Raw genomic sequence first — 24,996 nt, 5'->3', positions numbered from 1 at the left:
TTCCGCTGAGAAAGGTAAATATTAGTGACTTTCTTAACAAAAAGTGTTAGAATGAAAATGTATAGAATATATACTTAATAAATTATAAGGAGATGTTTAGAACATGACTGCAACTAAACAACATAAAAAAGTCATCCTTGTTGGTGATGGTGCTGTAGGTTCATCTTACGCTTTCGCTCTCGTTAACCAAGGAATTGCTCAAGAACTTGGTATTATTGAAATTCCTCAATTATTTGAAAAAGCCGTTGGCGACGCTCTTGATCTTAGTCATGCACTTGCTTTTACTTCACCAAAAAAAATCTATGCAGCTAAATATGAAGACTGTGCGGATGCTGACCTTGTTGTTATCACTGCTGGTGCACCCCAAAAACCAGGCGAAACTCGCCTTGATCTCGTTGGTAAAAATCTTGCCATCAATAAATCAATTGTTACTCAAGTTATAGAATCAGGCTTTAATGGTATCTTCCTCGTTGCTGCTAACCCAGTTGATATCTTAACTTATGCTACATGGAAATTCTCAGGTTTCCCTGCCGAAAAAGTTATTGGCTCAGGTACTTCACTTGATACTGCTCGTTTCCGTCAAGCACTTGCTGAAAAACTTGATGTTGATGCGCGTTCAGTCCATGCTTACATTATGGGTGAACATGGTGACTCAGAATTTGCAGTATGGTCTCATGCCAATGTAGCTGGTGTTAACCTTGAAAACTATCTTCAAGATGTTCAAAATTTCAATGGCGAAGAATTGATTGACTTATTTGAAGGTGTCCGCGATGCTGCCTATACAATCATCAATAAAAAAGGTGCAACTTTCTATGGTATTGCTGTTGCCCTTGCTCGTATCACTAAGGCTATTCTTGACGACGAAAATGCCATATTGCCACTTTCAGTATTTCAAGATGGCCAATATGGTTTCAATGAAGTCTTTATCGGTCAGCCCGCTATCGTAGGTGCACATGGTATTGTTCGCCCAGTAAATATTCCTTTGAACGATGCTGAAAAACAAAAGATGCAAGCTTCTGCAAAAGAATTAAAAGCTATCATTGACGAAGCCTTCTCTAAAGAAGAATTTGCTGCTGCAGCTCGTAACTAAACAATAAAAATACCAAGCATTGTGTAATGCTTGGTATTTTTATTAAACGTTTTAATCACTGTAGTAAGTCCTGCTAACAACAGTCCAACTGTTAAGACCATCCGATGACTTTTCCAACTCTCCATTAGCATTAATACGATAATGAGCAACAGTTGGACTAGTATTAGGATCTGCTCCTGCTTGCTTCATTGCATCAGACTGATGATTTTCCTTAATAGTAGCATAAACCAAACCATCCGTATCAGATTTCCAACTTTCAATAGTGAAATCTTTTTTAGTAAAACGACTATCTTTACGATTCTCCAGATAATTTGCGATAACCCAATCTTCAACCTGTTGAGTAGTAAGATTTTTTGTATCTACTTGACTGTCACTACTCTTTCTATGAGAAGACTTCTGTGATGAAGGTCTTCCTTTTTGCAACTGGTAATCCAACCCAATATTAGTTAAAGGTTGAGAATAATCAAAATCGCTGTCAACACCTGTTTGCCAAACTAAAGGTTTAATATAGCCATCTCCAATATAGACACCATAAGCATATCTAACGTAAACTCCTCCTAGTTGTGCTCCTGCCACCAAACCACTTGGTTGTGTCCCTTTAACAAAATGATAACAGTAAGTATTAACGCCCACTCTCTCTATATTTTTAATTCTACTTGTGTAATTTTCTGAACCAATAACTGTTTTTATCACACCATTTTTAGAAAAGGTCATTTGAATATCTTTTTGGAGATTATCAACATAACCATACCACGTTCCTCTTAACTTTACTGGAAAAACAGCTCTAGTTTTCTGGCTTTGACTACGATCAGATTTTGTCTTGTTAGTTTTATCTTTCTTTTGGAGAGATGACGTTGCTGTGGTTCTCTTAGAAGTTGAGGTATTAGAGATAGGTCGAGAGCTGTCTTTTAAAAACATAAGAAAGAGAATAGCTATGATTACTCCTATAATACATACTGATGCTATTAAATAAGTGCGAAAACGTTTTTTCTGCAATAAATTTTTATGCTCTGTTTCGTACTGTTGTAGCAAAAGAGAAATTTCTTGTTTCAACTTAGGATCTTTTTCTTTTTTTATAGCTAACTGAAGACGAGAAATTCTTTTTTCTAATTCTTCTTCAGCCAATCTCTTTTGTTTATCATGTGTCGTCGGTTTTTTATTTTTCCTAGTGAAATCTTGATTCGCCATATCTTTCTAACGCCTCCTTTTCACTTTTATTATATAATAATCACTTTCAGACAGCAATATACCTAATGATAAAAGTATGAGAATTTGATAGATAAAGATAACTCAATAGTTTTCTTGAAAAACGATTAAACTGACAAAAAATTACTTTTCACTGTTTCATTCATAATCATTTAGCTTTTAATGCTGCTTTGATCATATAATTATAGGGTTGATTGAAATGAGGAAGAAAGAAATAGTCCAGTAGAGCTAAACGTTCAATGGTAACTTTTTCCTGAATAGCCAATGAAAACATATGAATTCCCATTGACATATCTTCTTTAGATGCCATTTGTGCACCAAGAACCAGTCGGCTATCCTTATCATAGACAATTTTAAGTGTAACAGGATAATTATCATGTTCAATAAAACTAGCCTTCTGAAAATCTGTAAATGCAGTGACTTCTGGATTATAGCCAAAACGCTTTGCTTTTTCTTGCGTTAACCCAGTTGAAACCATATTGAGACCAAAAATTGAAATACCATTTGAACCTTGAACACCAAGAGATTCCAATTTATGCCCTGCTGCATTATGACCAGCTACAATACCTGAGCGAAGAGCGTTTGAAGCTAAGGCAATATAATTGGTATCATTAATAGCGTTGTCATAAACAGTCGCGCAATCGCCGATGGCATAAACGTCAGGAATACTTGTCTCTTGTTTTTTATCAACAAGGAAAGCACCATTACGGAAGGTTTTGAGTTTAGCGTTGCCAAGTGCAGTATTAGGACGGAAACCGACAGCTAAAATAACCATATCCACATCATGGCTCGCTTTATCAGTTACAATACGTTCGACTTTACCATCACCTTCAATGGCTTTGACAGTTTCTCCGAATGCTAATTCAATACCATGATCTTCCAAATTTTGACGCATCATTTCTGAAAGATCCTGATCATAATAACCAGCTAAGCAAGTGTCAACAACATCAATAAGAATCACTTCTTTTCCGAGGCGTTTAAAGGCTTCAGCAAGTTCTACACCAATATAACCAGCACCAACAACAGCAATACGATTCAGATTTTGACTCTTATCCTGTAATTTATTAATAACATCTTCTGCATTTTGATACAATTTAACAAATTGAAGATTTTTCAAAGTTGCTTCAAAATCACGACTACCTTCTTTGATAGCTGCACCTTTGATAGGTGGTAAGATTGGTGTTGATCCTGTTGCCAAAATAAGCTTCTCATAGCTTTCAACATGTTCTTGACCATTGACCAAAGCAGTAACCCTCTTAGCATCATAATCAATGGCTGTCACTGGCGATTCCATATAAATTTTAGCACCTTTTGCTTCTAACGATTCCTTGTCAGCATAAAAAAGACCTTGAGGGCCTGATATTTGTTTTCCAATCCAAAGTGCCATTCCACAACCCAAGAATGAAATATTAGAATTTTGGTCAAAAACGACAACTTCGTTTTCACTACCGTAATTATCTAGAATAGTATTAATGGCAGCTGTACCTGCATGGTTAGCTCCAACAATAACGATTTTACTCATAAACAAATCCTCTTTTCAATATAATCTAATTATTACTTCATTAGTATAGCATGAGGTTGAAACGCTTACAAAGAATATGCTCATCTTTCATAAAAATAACTTTATAATCTCCAAAATGGACTTCTCTACTATAATCTACAATTGATAAGGAATCAAAAAATCACTCAATATATAAGCTCCTGATTGCTAGCTTTCAAGAGCTAATCAAACAAGATTGTATATCGAGTGATTTTAAATTTTTATTTTGATTTAATATAATTAATACCATCCGCTTTTGGAGCAACTGCTTGTCCAAAGAAGACTGCTAATACAAGAATCGTTAAAGCATAAGGTGCAATTTGCAGATAAACTGTAGGAATTTTTGATAAAAAAGGTAATTGACCGCCAATAACTGCTAAACTCTGTGAAAGACCAAAGAAAAGGCTTGATAACATAGCTCCTATCGGATTCCATTTTCCAAAAATCATAGCTGCCAAAGCAATGAAACCTGGTCCCAAAATGGTCGTTCCTGCAAAGTTCACAGAGATGGACTGTGCATAAATCGCTCCGCCTATTCCACCCAGAAGACCTGAAATCATAACACCGAGATAACGCATCAAATAAACATTGATTCCTAAAGTATCCGCAGCTTGTGGGTGTTCACCAACTGAACGCAATCGCAAACCAAATTTCGTTTTGGTAAGTATGAACCAAGCAAAGACCGAAAAGAGAACAGCTAGATAGGCTACTAAACTAGTTCCTTGAAAGAAGATAGGACCCAAAAAAGGAATATGTGACAAAATTGGAAAATCAAATTTACCAAAAGATTGACTGATATTATCTGTCTGTCCCTTGTTATACAGTGCTTTAACAAAGAAAACAGCTAAAGAAGGAGCTAAAAGATTAAGCACAGTACCAGAAACAATATGATCTGCTCGAAAATTAATTGTTGCTAGAGCATGAAGTAAAGAAAAAAGTAAGCCAACCAGACCGCCTACAAGAGCAGCAATCCAAGGAGTAGCCTTGCCAAAAGAGTGAGCAAATTCGATATTAAAAACAACACCAGCAAAAGCTCCCATAACCATAATACCTTCAAGACCTACATTAACAACACCTGATCTTTCAGAAAAGACGCCACCTATACTTGTAAAAATAAGAGGGGTCGCATAAACTAGCATTGACGATATCAAAAGAGCTAACATATTTTCTAAACTCATTTTACTGACCACCTTCCACTTTTTTTCTAGGTTTAATGTAATGTTCAATAATATAGTGAGCTCCAACGAAGAAAATAATCAAAGCAGTCACTACTTTTATCAATTCAGGCGGTGTGCCAACATGAGTAGCATCACTAATACTCATACCCGGTGCTCCAACACTGAGTGCTCCAAATAAAAAGGCTGAAAGGAAGATACCAATTGGAGAATTAGAGGCCAAAAGACTGACCGCCATTCCGTCAAAACCAATAGCCAAGGAACTTGTTTGCACATAAACATTGCCAAAGGTTCCCAATCCTTCAACAACTCCACCTAATCCAGCAAGAGCACCTGAAATAATCATTGAAAGAACGATGGTTCTTTTAGCTGACATACCAGCATATTCACTAGCATGCGGATTGAGCCCCACTGAACGGATTTCAAATCCCAGAGTTGTCTTATTGAGTAAATACCAGACAACTACAATAGCAATGATTGCCAAGAAAAAGCCGATATTCATTCGTGAATTATTTGTCAAAGCACGCAGCCATTCTGTCTGATAGCTGGCATTATGACCAACATAGATACTAGAGTCTGAATTTCTCATAATATTCTTAGCAAAGCCGTCTTGAATAATAGCATTGCCAATATAAAGAACAATGTAATTCATCATAATCGTTACAATGACTTCACTGGTTCCTAAATAAGCTCGCAAGAAGCCAGGAATAGCACCGACAACACCTCCTGCTGCTGCTCCAATAAGCACTGTCATTAGAATCATCAGGGGACGAGGCAGGCTGGGATTAGCTAGAGCAAACCAACCAGCAGCAATCCAACCAGCATAGGCTTGACCAGATAAACCAATATTGAAAAAGCCCGCACGGCTTGCAACAGCAAAACCAAGAGCAATTAAAATCAAAGGGCTCATAGCGCGAAAAATTTCGCCAATATCCTTGAGACTGCCAAATGCTTTTTGAAATAACCCTTCATAGGCCCAAATAGGATCATAGCCAAAAATCACCATGATAATGGCACCTAGTATAATCCCCAAGATAACTGAAATCAGAGGAACTACCAATTTTTGTGTTTTCTTAGACATTTACTTCCTCCCTTTCAATACTGCCACCAGCCATTAAAATTCCTAGTTCTTGTTTATTAGTTGTTTCTGGTGTAACAATACCTTGGATTTGACCATCATGAATAACAGCAATACGATCTGACAGGTTGAGAATTTCATCAAGTTCAAAACTAACTAACAGAACAGCCTTGCCTTCATCACGCTCTGCAATTAAACGTTTATGAATATATTCAATAGCTCCAACATCAAGACCTCGTGTCGGCTGACTAACAATTAATAAGTCTGGATCACGGTCAACCTCACGAGCAATGATAGCTTTTTGCTGATTGCCGCCTGAAAATCCTTTGGCTGGAATAAGTTCATTAGCTCCGCGAACATCAAATTCCTGCATTAAGTGACGACCATGTTCATTGATTTTACTATAATTCAAAACACCATTGTGACTTAGGGGGTCCTTATAATATGTTTGAAGAGCGAGGTTTTCTGCCATAGTTAACTCAAGAATCAGACCATCACGATGACGGTCTTCAGGAACATGACCAACACTGAGCTCTGTAATCTTACGGGTCGAAAGTTTGGTCACATCTTGTCCTTTGATTGTTAAATGACCAGATTTTATCTTACGTAATCCTGTGATAGCTTGAACTAATTCACTTTGCCCATTGCCATCAATACCAGCAATACCGATAATTTCACCAGCCTTAACCTCTAAAGACAAACCTTTAATAGCAGGAATTCCTCTATTTTCATTGACTACAAGATCTTTGATAGACAAAATGGTTTCTTTAGGTTTTGTTGGCGTTTTTTCTATTGTAAATGAAACAGAACGCCCAACCATCATCTCAGCTAAATCCTGTGAAGTGGTGCCAGAGACCTCAACTGTCTCAATACTCTTACCGCGACGAATTACAGTAACACGATCAGCTACTGACCTAATTTCATCCAACTTATGAGTAATCAAAATAATAGATTTGCCTTCTTTGACAAGACTCTTCATGATAGTCATCAATTCCTGAATTTCAGAAGGTGTCAAAACAGCTGTTGGTTCATCAAAAATTAAAATATCAGCACCACGATAAAGTGTTTTAAGAATTTCAACACGTTGCTGAGCACCGACAGAAATATCAGCAATCTTAGCATTGGGATCTACAGCTAAACCATACTTTTCAGAAAGTGCTTTAATTTCTTGGCCAGCTTTTTTAAGATCTAATATACCATTTTTGACAACTTCATTTCCCAAAATGATATTTTCAGTAACCGTAAATGCTTCAACTAACATAAAATGTTGGTGAACCATCCCGATACCTAATTGAGCTGACTTAGAGGGCGAATCAATCGTAACAGCCGAACCATTAATCTTAATGCTACCACTAGTAGGTTCAAGCAAACCTGCAAGCATATTCATCAAAGTTGACTTCCCTGCTCCATTTTCACCAAGCAAAGCATGAATCTCACCTTTTCTGAGATCAAGATTGATGTGATCATTAGCCACAAAATCATCAAATTTTTTAGTAATCTCTCTCATTTCAATGACATGTTGCGCCATAATCTTTTCCTTTCAGAAATTTTATATTTCAGCTTGAAAAAAGCGACCGACACGATCGCCTTTAAAAGTTTATTTTTCTGGAACTTTAACATCACCAGATACAATTTTCTTCTTAGCATCATCAACAGCCTTTTTACCCTCTTTAGATAAATGTGTTGGTACTAAATCAACTCCTTTATCTTTAAGACCATAAGTTGTCACTTTACCGCCCGGAAATTTTTTCTTAGAAGTGTTTGTTGAAATCAACTGAACAGCCTTACCAACTTCTTTTAAAGAAGAAGCAAGAACAAAGTTAGATTTCTTACCATCCTTAGAAGTATATTTACCTTCAGCAGCTTGATCTCGGTCAACTCCAATGACCCAAACTTTTTTATTTTCTTTTTTCTTTTCATTAACAGCTTTGGCTTCACTAAATACCCCAGCACCAGTACCACCAGCAGCTTGATAAATAACATCTGCACCACTGGCATATTGTGCAGCAGCGATTGTCTTACCTTTGGCTGCATCTCCAAACGAACCAGCGTAATCAACTTGAATTTGAATAGAACTATCAACTGATTTCACACCAGCTTCAAAACCTTTTTCAAAACGAGTGATCACTTCAGATTTCACACCACCTACAAAGCCGACCTTCTTTGATTTAGTTGTTTTTGCTGCAGCGATTCCTGCGAGGTAAGCAGCTTCATTATCAGCAAAGGTAACACTAGCGACATTGTTTTTCTTTTGGATAACATCATCAATAATAACGTAATGGATATTCTTATTATCTGCTGCTGTTTTTTCGATAGCATCATGCAAAGCATAGCCAATACCAAATATTAATTTATAACCGCTTGATGAAGCTGTATCAAGGTTAGTAGCATAATCGGATTCACTAGCTGATTGGAAGTAATCAAAACCATTTCCCTTGCTAAGACCGTTATCTTTGCCCCAAGCCTGTAAACCTTCCCAAGCTGATTGATTAAATGATTTGTCATCAACACCGCCAGTATCAGTGACAATAGCGACTTTTAAGTCTGTCTTTGCCTTACCCTTTTCCCTAGCTGCACGATTTCCACAAGCAGCAAGTCCCAATACTGCTACTGCAGTTAACCCTAAACCAATAATTTTTTTGTTCATAAAAATGAACCCTCCTAAATTTTATAAACAACAACTGTTGTAACATTTTATATTAAACCTAAAGGTTTAACAGACAAATTAAAATAGAATTACTTTAACTCTCTAAAGGAATAAGGAAGTAACTCTTCGACTGTCATCACGACCGTCTTACCACCCTTTGCAATTAAAGTAACTTTTGCAGATGGTTCAAAAAATTCAGCCATTACTTGACGGCAAGCACCACAAGGCGAAATAGGCTTTTGCGTCTCACCATAAATAGCAATTTCTTCTAAGTCACGATAACCTTCAGAAATAGCTTTAAAAATTGCTGTTCGTTCACCGCAATTGGTCAATCCAAAACTGGCATTTTCAATGTTACAGCCTTGATAGATTTTACCCGATTTGGTTTTAAGTGCTGCTCCAATCGGAAAATGTGAATAAGGAACATAAGCATTTTTACTAGCTTCAATAGCTGTTCTGATTAAATCAATAACCACTGTTTGTTTGCTTTCCTTCCATAATAGTAACTCCAGCAGATGTCCCAATACGTGTTGCACCTGCTTCAATAAAAGCTTGCGCATCTTCTAAAGATCGCGTTCCTCCTGCCGCCTTTACTCCAACATCAGGTCCTACCGTTTGACGCATAAGACGAACATCATCTAACCTAGCTCCAGCAGTTGAAAAACCAGTTGATGTTTTAACGAAATCAGCACCTGCTGCTACTACAGCTTGACAAGCTTTAATTTTTTCTTTATCTGTAAGGAGACAAGTTTCAATAATAACTTTCACCAATTTGTCACCACTGGCTTCAACAACTGCCCGAATATCTTCTTCAACAAAAGCAAAATGACCGGATTTAGCTTGGCCAATATTGATAACCATATCAACTTCGTCAGCTCCATGACTAATAGCATCCTTGGTTTCAAAGGCTTTTACAGCACTAGTCGTTGCTCCTAAAGGAAAACCAATAACAGTACAAACTTTAATGTCTGTTCCTTCAAGAGCTTTAGCCGCATAAGAAACCCAAGTTGGATTGATACAGACACTGGCAAAATTATATGTCTTAGCTTCTCGAATCAGTTTATCAATCTGATCTTGCCTACTTTCTGGTTTTAATAAAGTATGGTCAATATATTGATTGATTTTCATGTTATCCTTTCTTAATAATCAAGTAATGATTTTTAAAATTTCAGTTACTTTCATTTCTTCCTTATCTATTTTAACATTTTTTTTGAATTCTGTAAGTAAGTTTTCCGATAATTTTTCATTGGAATAAATCTCTGCTAGTAAGTCACCCTTTTGGATTAGATCACCGACTTTTCTATAAAAAACGATTCCTGTCTCATAGTCAAGTTGATCCGTTTTAACTGCTCGTCCAGCTCCCAGACGCATAGCAAAAAGTCCAAAAGCTAAAGCAGGTAATTCCTTGATATAACCATTTTTATCAGCAAGAATCTTGGTCACAAATTTTGCAGCTGAAGGACGATAGAGATCGTTTAAGTCACCACCTTGATAAGCAACCATGTCTTCAAATTTTTGAAGAGCCTGTCCATTGATCAAATGTTCCTTGATTTCAGTCAGACTTCTCTTTTGTCCTGCCAATTCTAAAAGTAATTGAGCCAGCTGACAAATAAAATCAGTAATATCCTTACGGCCTTTCCCCTGCATAATTTGTAAGGCTTCTAAAACTTCTAAGCGATTGCCGGTAGCTTGTCCCAAAGGTTGACTCATATCTGTAATGGCAGCAATGGTCTGACGCCCCACTTCTTTACCTAAATTAACCATGGTTTGAGATAAATCTTCAGCTTCTTTTAAAGTTTTCATAAAAGCACCATCACCCACTGTCACATCTAATAAAATACGATCCGCCCCTGCGGCAATCTTCTTGCTCATAATCGAACTAGCAATCAAGGGCATTGTATCAACTGTTGCTGTGACGTCACGCAAGGCATAGAGTAATTTATCGGCTTTGACCAAATCATTAGACTGACCAATAACCGCCAAGCCAATATCTTGGACCTGCTTAATGAAATCTGCTTGTGAACGCTCGACCTGATAACCCTTGATTGATTCCAATTTATCAAGGGTTCCGCCAGTATGTCCCAGTCCGCGACCGCTCATTTTAGCAACCGGCACTCCAAAACTGGCTACTAGCGGTACTAAAATTAAGGTGACCTTATCACCAACACCACCTGTGGAATGTTTATCAACCTTTATTCCGGCAATAGCTGATAAATCAATTTGTTGACCAGACTTAACCATAGCCATGGTCAAATCTTGCGTCTCTCTAGTGCTCATTCCTTTAAAATAGATAGCCATAGCAAGTGCTGACATTTGATAATCAGGAACTTGGCCATTAACATATCCTTCAATAAGCCAAGAAATTTCTTCCTGTGTCAATGTCAGCCCATCACGTTTTTTCTGAATTAAATCAACTGCTCTCATCACCAAGATACCAAGAACGCTATAAAAAGCAAGTGAATGTTAAAAGCTTGCTAAAATCCCAATTTCTGATGCAAACTATCCAACTAAATTCAAGCTTTCTACTTGTGTTCAATCTCCTTCTTTCACACTTCTAAGAACATAATAGCCCTTATCCCTTTTTAAAACAATCGCATTGCCAAAAACATTTTCCATCTTATCTTTAGCACTAGGAGCACCTTGCTTTTTTTGGATGACAATAGTCAAACTGCCATTTTCTTTTAAATGATTAATACTTCCCTCAATAATAGTGTGGACAACTTTCTTACCAGCCCTAATGGGCGGATTGCTAATAATATAATCAAAACTATCAAAAACATTTTCATAAATATCAGATTGGAAAATATTAGCAGATACTTCATTATTTTCAGCATTTTGACGGGTTAAATCAAGAGCACGGTTATTAATATCAACCATAGTAACGTCAAGTTTTTGAACCTTAGCCAAGGCAATGCCAAGCGGTCCATAGCCACAGCCGAGATCTAATAATGTTTTTTCCTCAGCAAAATCAAGGCTGTTTAAAAGAGTCTGACTGCCATAGTCAATCATGTTTTTACTAAAAACACCTGAATCTGTTAAAAAATGAAAAGACTGTCCCAGTAATTCGACCTTTATTTTTCTAATATCGTGTTTACTATCGGGATTTTCTGTATAGTACATATTATTCATTTTAACTTCACTCCTGTTTTATGCTAATCAATTTTAGCACACTTTGAAACGGTTTTCAATTCAATGTGGTATAATATTTTTTAAAGGAGAACTTCATGGCAAACGAGTTTATTAATTTTGAAAAAATTTCCCGTAAAACTTGGCAGCACTTGCATCAAGAATCACAACCACCTTTAAATGAAAATGAATTAAATTCCATTAAAAGTCTCAACGATAGAATAAGCATTAAAGATGTGACTGACATTTATTTACCGCTTATTAGCTTGATTCAAATTTATAAAAAATCTCAAGAAAATCTTTCTTTTTCTAAAAGTATTTTCTTACAAAAAAATATCAGCAACCGCCCTTTCATCATCGGAGTATCTGGTTCCGTTGCTGTAGGTAAATCAACAACCAGTCGGCTTTTACAATTACTGTTAGCCAGAACTTTTAAGGACTCTAGTGTTGAATTGATGACAACAGATGGTTTTTTATATCCTAATGCTGTTTTATCTTCAAGGCATATGTTGAATAAAAAAGGTTTCCCTGAAAGTTATGATATGGAACGTCTATTAGACTTTTTAGATACTATTAAAAATGGCCAGTCTGCTGAAATTCCTGTTTATTCACACGAAATTTACGATATTGTACCGAACAAAAGTCAAATAATTGAAGTACCTGACTTTCTTATCATAGAAGGAATTAATGTTTTTCAAAACCCTCAGAATAATCGTCTTTATATGAGTGATTTTTTTGATTTCTCTATTTACATCGATGCTGACAGTGACTATATTGAGAATTGGTATCTAGAGCGCTTTGCAACCCTGCTTGATTTAGCTAAAAATGATAAGCAAAATTACTACAATCGTTTCTTAAAATTAGGGGAAAAAGGTGCTCTTGACTTTGCCAGAGACATTTGGAAAGATATTAATTTAGTTAATCTAGAAAAATATATTGAACCGACACGAAGCCGTGCTGAGCTTATTCTTCATAAGACTAAAAATCATAAAATAGATGAAATTTACCTTAAAAAGTGAGAAAGACTTGCCAAATATGTTATTTTTCTATATAATGGTATAGTTATTATAATATGGAGGTAATAAAGACATTGGCAAATATTAAATCAGCTATTAAACGTGCTGAACTTAACGTTAAACAAAATAACCGCAATTCAGCTCAAAAATCAGCTATGCGTTCAGCTATTAAAGCTTTTGAAGCAAATCCTAATGAAGAGCTTTTCCGCGCTGCTTCTTCAAGTATCGACAAAGCTAAATCAAAAGGTTTGATTCACAAAAATAAGGCAAGCCGCGATAAAGCACGTCTTGCAAGCAAATTAGCCAAATAAAAAAACCTCAAAATCGAGGTTTTTTTATTTATTAAAAATTAATAACGTCTTCTAATCATACTTAACCGAATCTGTTTTTTATAACACTTTATTTATTAGCAAGCAGGCGAGCTTCAAACATTACTCCTTGTGGTTTTTTATCTTTAACAATAATGCTGCCTTTTAAGCTGTCTGTTATTTGTTTTGCCAAAGACAAACCAAGTCCGAACCCACCCTTTTGTCGTGTTCTGGCTTTATCGACGCGATAAAAACGATCAAAAATTTTTTTCTTATCCTCGTCTGAAATACCTTGACCATTGTCCGCAACTGAAAAAATTAAACTGCGATCAGTTATCTTGACGTCCAGCCAAATTTCCCCGTCGTTATCTGTATATTTGACAGCATTATCAAAAAGAATAGTCATTAATTGCTTCAGCAAAGTCTTATCTGTCTTAATTTGACGGTTGACCTTATTGGTAATATGCAATTTTTTCCCATTTTCTCGAGCGATCATCTCATAATTTTTAAAAGTATCATCAAAAAAACGAGGTTGAATTTCTGTTATTTCTGGTTTGATACCATCATCCCGACGGGCTAAATTAAGGAGATTTGCTGTCAGCATTCTCATGTTTCTGACCTCTTCCAAACTAGAAGCAATAGATTCCGAAGAATCTAAGATAGTAGCCTCTGGTTTTCGAAACAAACTCTCCAAGCGATTTTGCAAAACAGCCAAAGGAGTACGTAATTCATGACTGGCATTTTCAACAAATGATTTTTGCTTTTCATAATTTTCCAGAATCGGTTTTTGACTCCACTTCGCTAAATAAACACTGGCAATAACTGATATAAGCCAAAAAACAATCATCACACTGATAATAATCGTAACATAACGCGTATTAGCCTCTTCAAGCTGTGTTGTATTAATAACAATTGTTGCAAATTTTATCTGTGGGTAAAAATCATTATTTACCTTAACTGTCACTGTCCGATACTTTTCGGTCTGACCGTAAATATTCTTAGCTTCTTGTTCAACAATATCACCAATATCTTTTAGTTTAGGGCGAATATGATACAAAGAAGAGAAGGCATTGACATTATTGATGACGTTATGCTTTTTATCATAAAGAATAGTATCTGTATTAGCAGCCATCTGGCCATTTGATTTTACTTTAAAAGAGGCATCTCCATTTTCAGCTTCAGTAATAGGATTATTATGCGATAGAGTCATATTGACATAATCATTGACATTCTCAGTTGCTATTTTTAGACTATTATCAACTGAAGAATAGATACCAAAATGCATAACCTGAATAATAATAACTGTCATAACAAAGAATATTCCGGTAAAAACAGCAAAGAAATGACTGAAAAATGAAATATTCTCATCCTGCTTTTGTTTTCTTAATTTAATTAGCATCCTTCAAAATATATCCTACACTGCGTAATGTCTGTAAATTCTTTCCAAATGTGGTGTCTTTTAATTTCTTTCTTATTTTAGAAACATAGACTTCAACAACCGAAATTGTCGTATCGCTATCAAAGCCCCAGATACGATCAAAAATTTGTGACTTAGGTAAAATGACATTTTGATTTTGTAAGAAATAAACTAATAAGTCAAACTCTTTGCCAAGCAGTTCAACTTCTTTTCCATTTACCATTGTTGTATTAGTTGCTGTATCAACGGTTAACTCACCGTAAGTCAGATTATTTTCGTTGAATTTGCCTGAACGTTTGAGGAGGGCCTGAATACGCATTTTTAATTCTTCAAGATAAAATGGTTTTGTCAGATAATCATCAGCTCCTAATTCAAAACCGTGTCCTTTGTCATCCAAACCTTCCTTAGCTGTCATAATCAAAACAGGTGTCGTTATCCCTTTTTCACGCAGTTCTTTTAAAACTTGGAAGCCATTTTTTTCAGGAAGCATTAAGTCTAATAGAATCAAATCATAAACGCCACTCTCTGCTTCATACAGTCCTTCTTCACCATCAAAAACCTGCATGACATCAGCAAAATCATCCAGAAAGTCAAAGATAGAGTTAGATAGACTCAAATCGTCTTCTACTAATAATAACTTTATCATATTTTACTCCTTTTTTACTTTCTATTATAGCATGACTTGGGATATTTCGACTAGCCATTTGTTATGGAAGAATTTGAATTCGTATTGCTACTATTAGAATCGGAATCACTATCCGATTGCGATGAATCATTTGAATTGCCATTAGGTGGAGTACCTTTTTTGACATTTTTAGGCATAGTAGGCTTCGTCTGAGTTAGTTTTGCTGTTGCATAGCCTCCAGAAAAGCAAAGTGCCATACCTAGGATAGCTAAAAAAGCCATCATCCATTTTGATTTAAAAATTTTCATAATTGGCCTTTCTAAACACTAGATTATTATCCCTTTGCAACAATAATAATTAAACTGGTTAATACAGCTTTTGTTGCCAATGACAGAAAAATGGGGTTAATTACTATTTTTTTCATATGATAGACCTCGTCTTTCTTATAGGATATGCTTAGTCTAACTAACCATGCTTAAAAGAGACTTAATAAAGAATTTGCTGTCATGGAAGAGACTCATTGGCATAATCTCTAAAGTAGCATTGAATATTACTATTTAAGACATTCAGATACTTTAGTATCTGTAGTGGGTATGCCTACAGGCTTTTGATAAAACAAAAAAGATTTAATCCTGTTTCCATACAAAACTAAATCTTCATTTCAAATTATTATTTAACTTTTTAAGTCATGTAAATCTATTTTCTTAATTACAAAAAAGTATTGACAATAGTTTGTTCAACAGCAGCTTTTTCTTTTTCAATTAGCGTTATGCGAGCTGCTATTTCTTTAATTCCCATAGTAATATTACGGCTGATGGATAAATCATCCAATTGAGGTTCAAAGAAAGCTTTGTATTCTGCCAGACGTTCTGGTGTCTTAAAGACATTTGCTGGAATAATTACAAAACTATCAAAACTCATATCACCACCAAGTGTGGCTTTAATCCAAGCCCAATTCTCACGCGCCCAAGTCCAAAAGGTTTCTTGTGCAAATGATTTTCTCAAGAAAAGTCCATACCATAATGACAAATCTTGCGGTTTAATAACATCTCTATTAGGCAATTGAGCTAGAATACGATCAAGCGTTATTTGTGATTTCGTATTTGCCAGAGCACTGGCCAATTGCCTACGAAAATTACTGTCATTCGTTTTAACGTATGAATCTAAATAAAGACTTACTAAATCGTCGGTTTCGGCATGCTTTATTTGATTCGTTAAAACGTCAAGACGAATAGCGGCTGGAATGGCTTCAATATTTTCCTTATAATTTGCAAAAATCGCTTGTGCTTTTTCATTGGCATCAGGATCATCAGCATAAATCATATTAGAAATAGTAATTTGACGAACCTTTTCGTCCTCATCCATTTCCTCCACGGACTTTTCAAAACCTAGGCGTTGATAATTCGTACGATAAACATCACGAACAAGAACTTTAAACATCGATTCTGATTGGCTGTCTTCATCTAAAAATCGTTTTAAACCAGCAATTAATTGATCGCTAGCTGAAGCGACCATGTAAGACGTTTCGTGAGATAATTGTGTTAACAATTTTACTAATTCAGCATAAGAAATCTGACCGCTTTCTGCTAGAAGACGACGTTCCTGAATAATTTGCAGCTTGGAGGTTTTATCAAGATTCTCAAAATCAGATAAAATTGATTTTAACAGCTGACCTTCATAATTACTGATATAATGAGCTGTATTATCTGTATTTAAGCGTAATGGTCCTTTTTCTTTATTTACAGCAGCTAATTGACTGAAATTAGGAATGTCAATCGTTTTTTCCGATAATATTTCCGGTAAACCTGACCAATTGCTGTTAAGAGGAATTGGCCAAAGACGATCTTGATCCTCATATTCTCCGATGAAAAATTGTTTTTGAGATAGTTGCAGGCTATCTCCTTCAAGTTTAAGTGTCACTAAGGGGTAGCCCGGTTGTTCAAGCCAAGCATCCATGAAACTAGCAACATCCTTACCAGAAGCGGTTGATAAAGCATTCCACAGATCACGCCCAACAGTGTTATTGTATTGATGCTTTTCAAAGTAAAGTTTCAGTCCAGCAGCAAAAACTTTGTCACCTAACCAGCGACGCAGCATATGCATCAATCGGCTTCCTTTAGCATAGACAATAGCAGCATCAAAAAGTGTATTGATTTCATCAGGATGATTAACTGCGACATGGACAGATTGAACACCGTCAGTTGCATCACGCTTCAAAGCATGAGGAACACCGCTGGTCTGAAAGTCTTCAAAAATATGCCAGTTTGGTTCAATAGCATCAATAGCAACATATTCCATCATATTGGCAAAACTTTCATTCAGCCAAAGGTCATCCCACCACTTCATAGTTACCAGATTACCAAACCATTGATGCGCCAGTTCATGGGCAACAACAAGTGCAACCTGCTGGCGGCTGCTAACGGTAGAATTTTCATCAACAAGAAGATAAACCTCACGATAAGTGATTAATCCCCAGTTCTCCATAGCACCTGCTGAGAAATCCGGTAAGGCAACATGGTAAGCCTGTGCAATAGGATACTTAATACCATAATAATCTTCATAAAAATCAATAACACGAACAGCAATATCTAAAGCAAAATCAACCGAGTCAATATTATGGGCACAGGTTGCAAAAACACCTACTTCTGTTCCACCTTTTGTATAGGCCGTCTTACCATGAAGATTACCTAAGGCAAAAGCCAGCAGATAAGAAGACATTCTTGGAGTTGTTTCAAAGGTCCAGACACCTGTTTCTTGACGACGATTAGCATTAATCTCTGGCATATTCGAAAGAGCAATGTCTCCTTCTTCCTGATCAAATTTCAAAGCTAAATCAAAGGTTGCCTTGGCTTCCGGTTCATCAATACTTGGAAAAACTTCACGGGCAAAGTGACTTTCAAATTGTGTTGAAATAATCTCTTTTTTAACATTTTCAACCGTATAATAAGAAGGATATATTCCTGTCATATTGTCTGTAATCTTACCTGAAAATTCAAGAACAAGGGTCATACTGCCTGTCTCAGGCAGTTCAATCCGAACAGCCTCATTTTCATTATCAATATGATAAGTTAATTCATTATTATCTAAAAGGACCGAATGAATCGTTAAATCCTTCTGATGGAAGGAAATAACATTATCTAGCGCTTCTCCGTTAATAGCAACATTTCCTGAAAAAAACTTCTCCTGACGGTTAATATCAAGGAAAATATTATAATTTTCAGGTACAAACTTTTCAATAAGGTGCTCTACAGTTTCCATGTATCTCCTCAATTATTCAAAATTCTAAGACTATATTATATCATAATTCAATGATTTTGCCAGTTTTAAGATAAACAATCCATTCACAGATATTTCTTGCATAATCACCAATACGTTCAAGAAACATCAGAACTTGGAAATATTCTTTTCCTGCAAAAGCCGCATTAGGTGCTTTCTTAATTTCTTCAACAGCTAAATTTTGAATATCTTTAAAGTAATTATCAATAATCTCATCTGTTGCTGCAATTTCATAAGCCTTTTTGTCATCACCATTAATATAGGCATTCAAAGCATCTTCTACTATATGTTTAACAGCCTTCCCCATCTCACTGATTTGCTTTTCAACATCTAAAAGGCGTTCCTCACCCTTCATTCGAATAGTCGCTTTAGCTATAGATGAGGCGTGATCCCCCATACGTTCAATGTCACTTGAGGCCTTAAGGACAGTGATTACTGTTCTTAAGTCATTAGAAACAGGTTGCTGCAGTGCAATAATTTCAAGAGATTTCTTTTCAAGTTTCGTTTCATACTCATTGACAACATCGTCTTCAGCAATAACTTCTTTTGCCAAATCACGATCATGACTGACAAAAGCGCGAACTGTTTTATTAATCTGTGCCAGCACCTCTGTTCCCATAGCGTAGAATTGATTGTGAAGCTTATCTAACTCTTCCTCAAATTGTGTTCTTAACATATTCTCATCTCTTTTCTATCTCTCAATTTATCTATCCAAACTTACCTGTAATATAGTCTTCGGTTTCTTGCTTTTGCGGATTCATAAACATTTCTTTGGTATTTCCATATTCTACCAAATCACCAGCTAAGAAAAATCCCGTACGATTAGAAATACGTGAAGCTTGCTGCATTGAACGTGTCACCACAAGCATTGTGTATTTTTCTTTCAAACCATAAAGGGTATCCTCAATTTTTCCTGCTGAAATAGGATCTAAGGCTGAAGTTGGTTCATCTAATAAAATAATCTTAGGGCTTGTTGCTAACACTCTAGCAATACAAACACGTTGCTGCTGTCCTCCTGATAAACCAATTGCTGAATCATGTAGACGGTCTTTAACCTCATCCCAAATGGAAGCCCCTACCAAAGATTTTTCAACAGCTTCATCTAAAATTTTCTTATCTTTAACACCTTTTAAACGAAGACCGTAAACAACATTTTCATAAATAGTCATTGGAAAGGGATTAGGCTGTTGGAAAACCATACCAATTTCCTTACGTAATTCAACTGTATCTGTTCGAGGGCTGTAGATATTGTGACCATTATATATAATCGAACCTGTAACTGTCACCTCGGGATTTAGATCACCCATTCTATTGATAGCACGTAACAAAGTTGACTTACCAGATCCTGATGGCCCAATCAACGAAGTGATTTCATTAGGATAAAAATCAATAGATACACTATGAAGGGCCTTCTTTTTACCATAGTAAACAGAAAGATCGTTTACTTTTAAAATAGGTTCTGTCATCTCTTTCCTTTCTATCCAAAGTGTCCAGATACATAGTCACTTGTCGATTGCAATTTAGCATTTTGAAAAATATTATTTGTCTTATCGTACTCAATCAAATCTCCTAAATAGAAGAAAGCGGTATAATCACTAGCCCGGGCTGCCTGCTGCATATTATGCGTAACGATAATAATAGTATAGTTTTCTTTAAGTTCAGACATAGTTTCTTCTAGCTGCATAGTTGCAATTGGATCCAAAGCAGAAGCCGGTTCGTCCATCAAAAGGATATCTGGCTTAACAGCAATGGCACGCGCAATACAGAGCCGTTGTTGCTGTCCACCTGATAGTGTAAAAGCTGATTTATGAAGATCATCTTTTACCTGTTCCCAAAGAGCTGCTTGTTTTAAAGAGGTTTCGACAATGTCATCAAGAAATTGTTTATCTTTAACACCAGCGCGTTCATAAGCAAAAGTAATATTTTTATAGATGGATTTCGCAAATGGATTTGGTCTTTGAAAGACCATGCCAATGTGTTTGCGCATTTCATAAACATTAATATTAGCGGCATTGACATCAATACCTTCAAATAAGATTTGACCAGTCACTTTAGCGATATCAATAGTGTCATTCATGCGATTTAAACTACGAAGAAAAGTAGATTTCCCACAGCCAGAAGGGCCAATTAAAGCAGTGATCTTCTTTTTTTTAAATTGCATATCAATTCCTTTGATGGCTTCTTTTTCGCCGTAATAAACATGAAGATCTTTCGTTGACAAAGCCAAGATTTCTTCAGGAAAAGTAATGATATGTCTTTCATTCCAATTATATTCAGTCATTAACTTTCTTCTCCTTTAAGCTGCTGATGTCAACTTAGCATGTAATTTTTTACCAATATAACGAGCAGACAGATTGAAAATCAAAATAAAGATAAGCAAGACTGCTGCGCTTCCTTCTGATACTTTGGTCGCATCTGGAATAGTGCCTTCACTATTAACTTTCCAAATATGAACAGCAAGAGTTTCAGATTGACGAAAAATAGAAATCGGACTGGTAACACTAAGTGGATTCCAATTACCCCAATCAAGAGCAGGTGCCGATTGACCTGCCGTATAGATAAGTGCCGCTGCTTCACCAAAAATCCGACCAGAAGCCAAGACAATTCCTGTCACAATCCCCGGAAGTGCTTCGGGAATGACAACATGTAAAACAGTTTCCCAACGAGAAATACCTAAAGCAAGACCAGCCTCGCGCTGAGTATGGTGCACATTGCGTAAACTATCTTCAATATTACGTGTCATTTGTGGCAGATTAAAGACGGTTAAGGCCAAAGCTCCTGAAATAATAGAAAAACCATATTGAAATTGAACAACAAAAATCAAATAGCCAAAAAGTCCAACAACAACCGATGGAAGGGACGATAGAATTTCAATACAAGTACGTACAAAGTCGGTCAAACGTCCCTTTTTAGCATATTCAGATAAATAAATCCCTGCTCCCATAGACAAAGGTATGGAAATAATTAATGTCACGACCAAAAGAAAGAAAGAATTGTAAAGCTGAATACCAATACCACCACCAGCTTCATAAGAAGAGGAACGGCCTGTCAAAAAGTGCCAACTGACATTAGGTAAACCTCGTACAAGAATAAAGAGCAAGAGCGAAGCCAAGATGGCAACAATAATACCCGCAATCGTGTAGAGAATACCTGTAGCTAACTTATCAAGTTTCTTAGCGTTCATAATTTTTCTTACCTTCCCTTGTAATAAATCTCATCAGCATATTAAAGGCCAGACTCATAATGAGAAGAACTAAGGCTAAGGACCAAAGGACATTATTTTGAACAGTTCCCATAACCGTATTACCGATTCCCATTGTTAAGACTGATGTCAAAGTTGCTGCAGGTGTGGTCAATGACGTCGGAATAACAGCTGAATTACCAACTACCATTTGGATAGCTAAGGCTTCACCAAAAGCTCGAGCCATCCCAAAAACAACGGCCGTAAAAATACCTGGCTTAGCAGCATTTAAAATCACACGCCAAATCGTTTGCCAGCGAGTAGCTCCCATAGCAAGACTAGCTTCCTTATAATGCCTAGGAACGGCCTTCAAACTATCAACTGTCATAAAAGTTACTGTTGGTAAAATCATAACAAAGAGAACAAAAACCCCTGATAAAATCCCAAAACCAGTACCGCCAAAAATAGATCTCACAAAAGGAACCACAATTTGCAAACCAATAAAACCATAAACAACTGAAGGAATTCCTACCAAAAGCTCAACGACAGGCTGTAAAATTTTGGCACCGTACTTAGGTGAAATTTCAGTCATAAAGACTGCTGCTCCAATAGCAAAAGGAGTTGCAATAATAGCAGATAAAATAGTTACAATAAAAGAACCTAAGATCATCGGTAAAGCCCCAAGTAATGGTTTACCATCAGCTCCTTTAACATTTGGCTGCCACTCTGTCCCAAACAAGAATTTAAGAGGATTGATTTTATTCACAAAAAAGGTTGACAATCCCTTTTGGGCAACAAAAATAAGAATCATTGCTACAATAATAACAATTAAGATTAAGCAGAAAAGCGTAATCATCTTTCCGAATTTTTCCAAACGAGAATTTTTGGAAGGAGATGTCAGCTTTTTAGCAAGTTCTTGATTTTTCATGATTCCTCCACACATCAAGATAAAAGAACTTAAACAAGAAAAATAGAAATCTTATTCTCTTCTCTATTCAATTTACTTAGCAATTACAGTGCCATCTGCACGCTTAACCACTTTCATATCATTAACAGAAATATAACCCATTCTGGTCACAACACCTTTTTGAATCTTGTCACTCATCATGAACTTTAAAAATTCTTTGGTTAAACCTTTGGCTTTTCCTTTAGTATACATGTGTTCATAAGACCAGAGCGGCCAATTATTAGTTGTGACATTCTTAACGGTTGGTTCATAACCATTTAACTTTAAAGTTTTCACTGACTTATCAACGTAAGCAAAAGCGAGGTAAGAAATAGCGCCCGGTGTCTGTGAAACAATTGACTTAACCATCCCATTTGAATCTTGTTCTTGACTTTGTCTGGCACTTTTTCCTTTCATGACGACACTGTCAAAGGTAGCACGTGAACCCGAACTAGCAGCACGATTGATGATCGAAATTTCCAAATCTTGCCCGCCAAGTTGTTTCCAGTTTGTATATTCTCCCGTGAAAATTTTTCTTAATTGATCAAGGGTTAAATTTGATACTTTAACTTTTTTGTTAGTAATGACAGCAATTCCTGCAACAGCAACTTTATGGTCGACTAACTTACTGGCATCAATACCATCTTTTTCTTCAGCAAAAAGATCGCTATTTCCAATTTGAATGGCACCTGATTGAACTTGAGAAAGTCCTGTACCAGAACCTCCACCTTGAACATTAACTGTTTTGCCAATGTTAGCATGTCCAAATTCATCCGAAGAAGCTTCAACTAAAGGCTGCAAAGCCGTAGAACCAACACTGGTAATTGACTGCCCTTTATCAATCCAATTGGAACATGCCGCTAAGACAAGACTAGCCAGGGCTAGCATTGCGAATAAAGTTACTTTTTTCTTTTTCATTACCCGCTTTCCTTTCTTTATCAATTAATTATAACAATAAAATAAATCAAACGGTTTGCAATTCTAATTATTTCCTCAAAATGTATTCTATAACATTCAGGATTAAAAACGAAGGCCTTTAGGAAAATAATTTTTAATAGTATTTCCAACTACTTTTGCAAAACCTAGACCATTACCATTTATAAGAATTTGATACCATCCATTTTCATAATTTGTAGTAAGGGCAATAATATTTCCAGAGGTATATACCTTAAACTGTTCTATATCAATTTCTATTGATTGAACAACTTCATCCTTTCTTAAGGCAAGTCCTAAAGCAAAGGAGGGTTCGAAACGATTTTTCTTAAAAGTCCCCAAATGCAAACCATTTCGAGCGATTTTTAATTGAGACATATCGGGTAAACCATGCGGCAAGAGATAAAGTTTATCACCAAAAGTTTGATAAAAACCATCTAATTTAACGTTAAGATGTTTATGAGCAAAATCCTGCCACAACTGCTCTTGTTCCCTTTTTAACCGATTTCTAGCAGACTTGACAGGAACTGTTCTAGACGTCCGTCTATCGCGTAATTTAGCAATAAACTGTCCTTCTCCCTTGAAAAGATGGGGATACATACGAGCCACTTGTGGCATATCAATGCCTTGAACCATACCATTTAACTTAGGAACATTCACCAATTCTAAATAATCGTATTGAGAAAGCAGCCACCTGATAACCGCTTCATTTTCTTCAGGCGCCCAAGTACAAGTAGAATAAACTAAGTTGCCGCCAGCTGCTAACATTTTCATGGCTTCTGCTAAGATTTTTTTTTGAAGCTCTGCACATTCCACTGGATATGCTTCATGCCAGTACTGAATAGCTGCTGGATCTTTCCGAAACATGCCTTCACCTGAACAAGGAGCATCTAAAACAATTAAATCAAAATAATTCCCAAAAACCTTGGCTAAGTTTTGGGGACTTTCATTTGTAACAACAACATTTCGAGCACCAAAACGTTCAACATTTTCAACAAGAATTTTACTGCGCTTTTTTGAAATATCATTACTGACTAAAATACCACTATTATCAAGATAGGATAAAAGATGAGTCGTTTTGCCTCCCGGTGCTGCTGCTAAATCAAGCACCTTCATTCCTTTTTGAGGAGCTGCCGCTTGAACAACCATCTGAGCTGCAGGCTCTTGGGAATAAACCAAACCAGAAACATGCTCTGCTGATTTCCCAAAAACTTTGCCATAGTGACCCCAAACGGTATTTGGAATAGCATCTTCAAAAAGAAGCTGCTCTTTCTTTAAAGGATTTGTCCGAAAAGCCCAAATGGGTTCTTGATCAAAACTCTTTAAAAAAGTTTTAGCTTTAGAGCCTAAAATGGTTTGATATTTTTCTACAAATTTATCAGGTAATAACATATTTTTCAATCGTTTCTTTTATAAACAGCCAAAAAACCTA

24 protein-coding genes are annotated in these 24,996 nt (G+C 36.2%); 3 read left to right on the top strand and 21 right to left on the bottom strand.

The window, feature by feature from the left end; genetic code table 11:
* Positions 1–103: 103 nt before the first annotated feature.
* A complete protein-coding gene (locus tag FNL60_RS05210) occupies positions 104–1,090 on the top strand; it encodes an L-lactate dehydrogenase (protein ID WP_002262228.1) in 987 nt (328 codons plus the stop codon).
* Between the two features lie 51 nt (positions 1,091–1,141).
* Here FNL60_RS05210 and FNL60_RS05205 read toward each other — a convergent pair whose 3' ends face one another.
* The 10 genes from FNL60_RS05205 to FNL60_RS05160 all read right to left on the bottom strand — a co-directional run bounded on the left by FNL60_RS05205 (position 1,142) and on the right by FNL60_RS05160 (position 11,865).
* Positions 1,142–2,278, bottom strand: a complete 1,137-nt coding sequence (locus FNL60_RS05205) for a hypothetical protein (protein ID WP_002280156.1) — start codon at positions 2,276–2,278, stop codon at positions 1,142–1,144.
* 166 nt (positions 2,279–2,444) lie between these two features.
* Positions 2,445–3,818 carry a H2O-forming NADH oxidase gene (nox, locus tag FNL60_RS05200; RefSeq protein ID WP_002268044.1) on the bottom strand — a complete coding sequence of 458 codons (1,374 nt, stop codon included), beginning with the start codon at positions 3,816–3,818 and terminating at the stop codon, positions 2,445–2,447.
* A 239-nt stretch (positions 3,819–4,057) separates the two neighbouring features.
* Entirely contained in the window at positions 4,058–5,014 is a 957-nt protein-coding gene (locus FNL60_RS05195; protein WP_002262225.1) for an ABC transporter permease, read from the bottom strand.
* A gap of 1 nt (position 5,015) precedes the next feature.
* Positions 5,016–6,092, bottom strand: coding sequence for an ABC transporter permease (locus FNL60_RS05190; RefSeq protein ID WP_002264516.1), 1,077 nt, complete (start codon positions 6,090–6,092; stop codon positions 5,016–5,018).
* Positions 6,085–7,617 carry an ABC transporter ATP-binding protein gene (locus FNL60_RS05185; RefSeq protein WP_002264515.1) on the bottom strand — a complete coding sequence of 511 codons (1,533 nt, stop codon included), beginning with the start codon at positions 7,615–7,617 and terminating at the stop codon, positions 6,085–6,087. The genes FNL60_RS05190 and FNL60_RS05185 overlap by 8 nt, the downstream gene beginning before the upstream one ends.
* 69 nt (positions 7,618–7,686) lie before the next feature.
* Positions 7,687–8,736 (bottom strand): BMP family lipoprotein, encoded by a 1,050-nt coding sequence (locus FNL60_RS05180; protein WP_002262222.1) that lies wholly within the window; start codon positions 8,734–8,736, stop codon positions 7,687–7,689.
* An 89-nt stretch (positions 8,737–8,825) separates the two neighbouring features.
* A complete protein-coding gene (locus FNL60_RS05175) occupies positions 8,826–9,296 on the bottom strand; it encodes a cytidine deaminase (RefSeq protein WP_012997758.1) in 471 nt (156 codons plus the stop codon).
* A complete protein-coding gene (gene deoC / locus FNL60_RS05170; protein ID WP_002280155.1) occupies positions 9,202–9,864 on the bottom strand; it encodes a deoxyribose-phosphate aldolase in 663 nt (220 codons plus the stop codon). Before deoC ends, FNL60_RS05175 begins: the two co-directional genes overlap by 95 nt.
* A gap of 18 nt (positions 9,865–9,882) precedes the next feature.
* Positions 9,883–11,160: a pyrimidine-nucleoside phosphorylase gene (locus FNL60_RS05165; RefSeq protein ID WP_002280154.1), complete on the bottom strand. Its 1,278-nt coding sequence runs from the start codon at positions 11,158–11,160 to the stop codon at positions 9,883–9,885.
* 108 nt (positions 11,161–11,268) lie between these two features.
* Positions 11,269–11,865 carry a class I SAM-dependent methyltransferase gene (locus FNL60_RS05160; protein WP_002270201.1) on the bottom strand — a complete coding sequence of 199 codons (597 nt, stop codon included), beginning with the start codon at positions 11,863–11,865 and terminating at the stop codon, positions 11,269–11,271.
* A 95-nt stretch (positions 11,866–11,960) separates the two neighbouring features.
* Here FNL60_RS05160 and coaA point away from each other — a divergent pair, with 95 nt between their 5' ends.
* On the top strand, positions 11,961–12,881 hold the full coding sequence (coaA, locus tag FNL60_RS05155) for a type I pantothenate kinase (RefSeq protein ID WP_002262217.1): 921 nt from the start codon (positions 11,961–11,963) through the stop codon (positions 12,879–12,881).
* Between the two features lie 53 nt (positions 12,882–12,934).
* Positions 12,935–13,189 (top strand): 30S ribosomal protein S20, encoded by a 255-nt coding sequence (gene rpsT / locus FNL60_RS05150; RefSeq protein WP_011074586.1) that lies wholly within the window; start codon positions 12,935–12,937, stop codon positions 13,187–13,189.
* Between the two features lie 88 nt (positions 13,190–13,277).
* Here the strand turns inward: rpsT and ciaH are convergent, their stop codons facing one another.
* From ciaH to FNL60_RS05095, 11 genes are all read right to left on the bottom strand, one after another.
* Positions 13,278–14,585, bottom strand: coding sequence for a three-component system sensor histidine kinase CiaH (gene ciaH / locus FNL60_RS05145; protein WP_002276249.1), 1,308 nt, complete (start codon positions 14,583–14,585; stop codon positions 13,278–13,280).
* Positions 14,575–15,249 (bottom strand): three-component system response regulator CiaR, encoded by a 675-nt coding sequence (gene ciaR, locus FNL60_RS05140; RefSeq protein WP_002262214.1) that lies wholly within the window; start codon positions 15,247–15,249, stop codon positions 14,575–14,577. Before ciaR ends, ciaH begins: the two co-directional genes overlap by 11 nt.
* A 50-nt stretch (positions 15,250–15,299) precedes the next feature.
* On the bottom strand, positions 15,300–15,536 hold the full coding sequence (locus FNL60_RS05135) for a hypothetical protein (RefSeq protein ID WP_002280153.1): 237 nt from the start codon (positions 15,534–15,536) through the stop codon (positions 15,300–15,302).
* Between the two features lie 400 nt (positions 15,537–15,936).
* On the bottom strand, positions 15,937–18,486 hold the full coding sequence (locus FNL60_RS05130; RefSeq protein WP_002280152.1) for a M1 family metallopeptidase: 2,550 nt from the start codon (positions 18,484–18,486) through the stop codon (positions 15,937–15,939).
* 40 nt (positions 18,487–18,526) lie between these two features.
* Positions 18,527–19,180, bottom strand: coding sequence for a phosphate signaling complex protein PhoU (gene phoU, locus FNL60_RS05125; protein ID WP_002262211.1), 654 nt, complete (start codon positions 19,178–19,180; stop codon positions 18,527–18,529).
* Between the two features lie 31 nt (positions 19,181–19,211).
* Positions 19,212–19,970 carry a phosphate ABC transporter ATP-binding protein PstB gene (pstB, locus tag FNL60_RS05120; protein ID WP_002262210.1) on the bottom strand — a complete coding sequence of 253 codons (759 nt, stop codon included), beginning with the start codon at positions 19,968–19,970 and terminating at the stop codon, positions 19,212–19,214.
* A gap of 11 nt (positions 19,971–19,981) precedes the next feature.
* Complete coding sequence (pstB, locus tag FNL60_RS05115) at positions 19,982–20,785, bottom strand: phosphate ABC transporter ATP-binding protein PstB (protein ID WP_002262209.1); 804 nt, start codon at positions 20,783–20,785, stop codon at positions 19,982–19,984.
* Between the two features lie 15 nt (positions 20,786–20,800).
* A complete protein-coding gene (pstA, locus tag FNL60_RS05110) occupies positions 20,801–21,688 on the bottom strand; it encodes a phosphate ABC transporter permease PstA (protein ID WP_002262208.1) in 888 nt (295 codons plus the stop codon).
* Positions 21,678–22,613 (bottom strand): phosphate ABC transporter permease subunit PstC, encoded by a 936-nt coding sequence (pstC, locus tag FNL60_RS05105; RefSeq protein ID WP_002262207.1) that lies wholly within the window; start codon positions 22,611–22,613, stop codon positions 21,678–21,680. Before pstC ends, pstA begins: the two co-directional genes overlap by 11 nt.
* A 72-nt stretch (positions 22,614–22,685) precedes the next feature.
* Positions 22,686–23,549 carry a phosphate ABC transporter substrate-binding protein PstS family protein gene (locus FNL60_RS05100; RefSeq protein ID WP_002265494.1) on the bottom strand — a complete coding sequence of 288 codons (864 nt, stop codon included), beginning with the start codon at positions 23,547–23,549 and terminating at the stop codon, positions 22,686–22,688.
* 102 nt (positions 23,550–23,651) lie between these two features.
* The gene (locus tag FNL60_RS05095; protein WP_002280151.1) at positions 23,652–24,956 is read right to left on the bottom strand and encodes an RsmF rRNA methyltransferase first C-terminal domain-containing protein; all 1,305 of its coding nucleotides are present in this window, start codon (positions 24,954–24,956) and stop codon (positions 23,652–23,654) included.
* Positions 24,957–24,996: the final 40 nt, after the last annotated feature.

The organism is Streptococcus mutans (assembly GCF_006739205.1).
GTDB classification, from domain to species: Bacteria; Bacillota; Bacilli; order Lactobacillales; family Streptococcaceae; genus Streptococcus; species Streptococcus mutans.
Note: the sequence above shows the minus strand (reverse complement) of the source record. Positions and strands in the feature narration are given on the sequence as shown.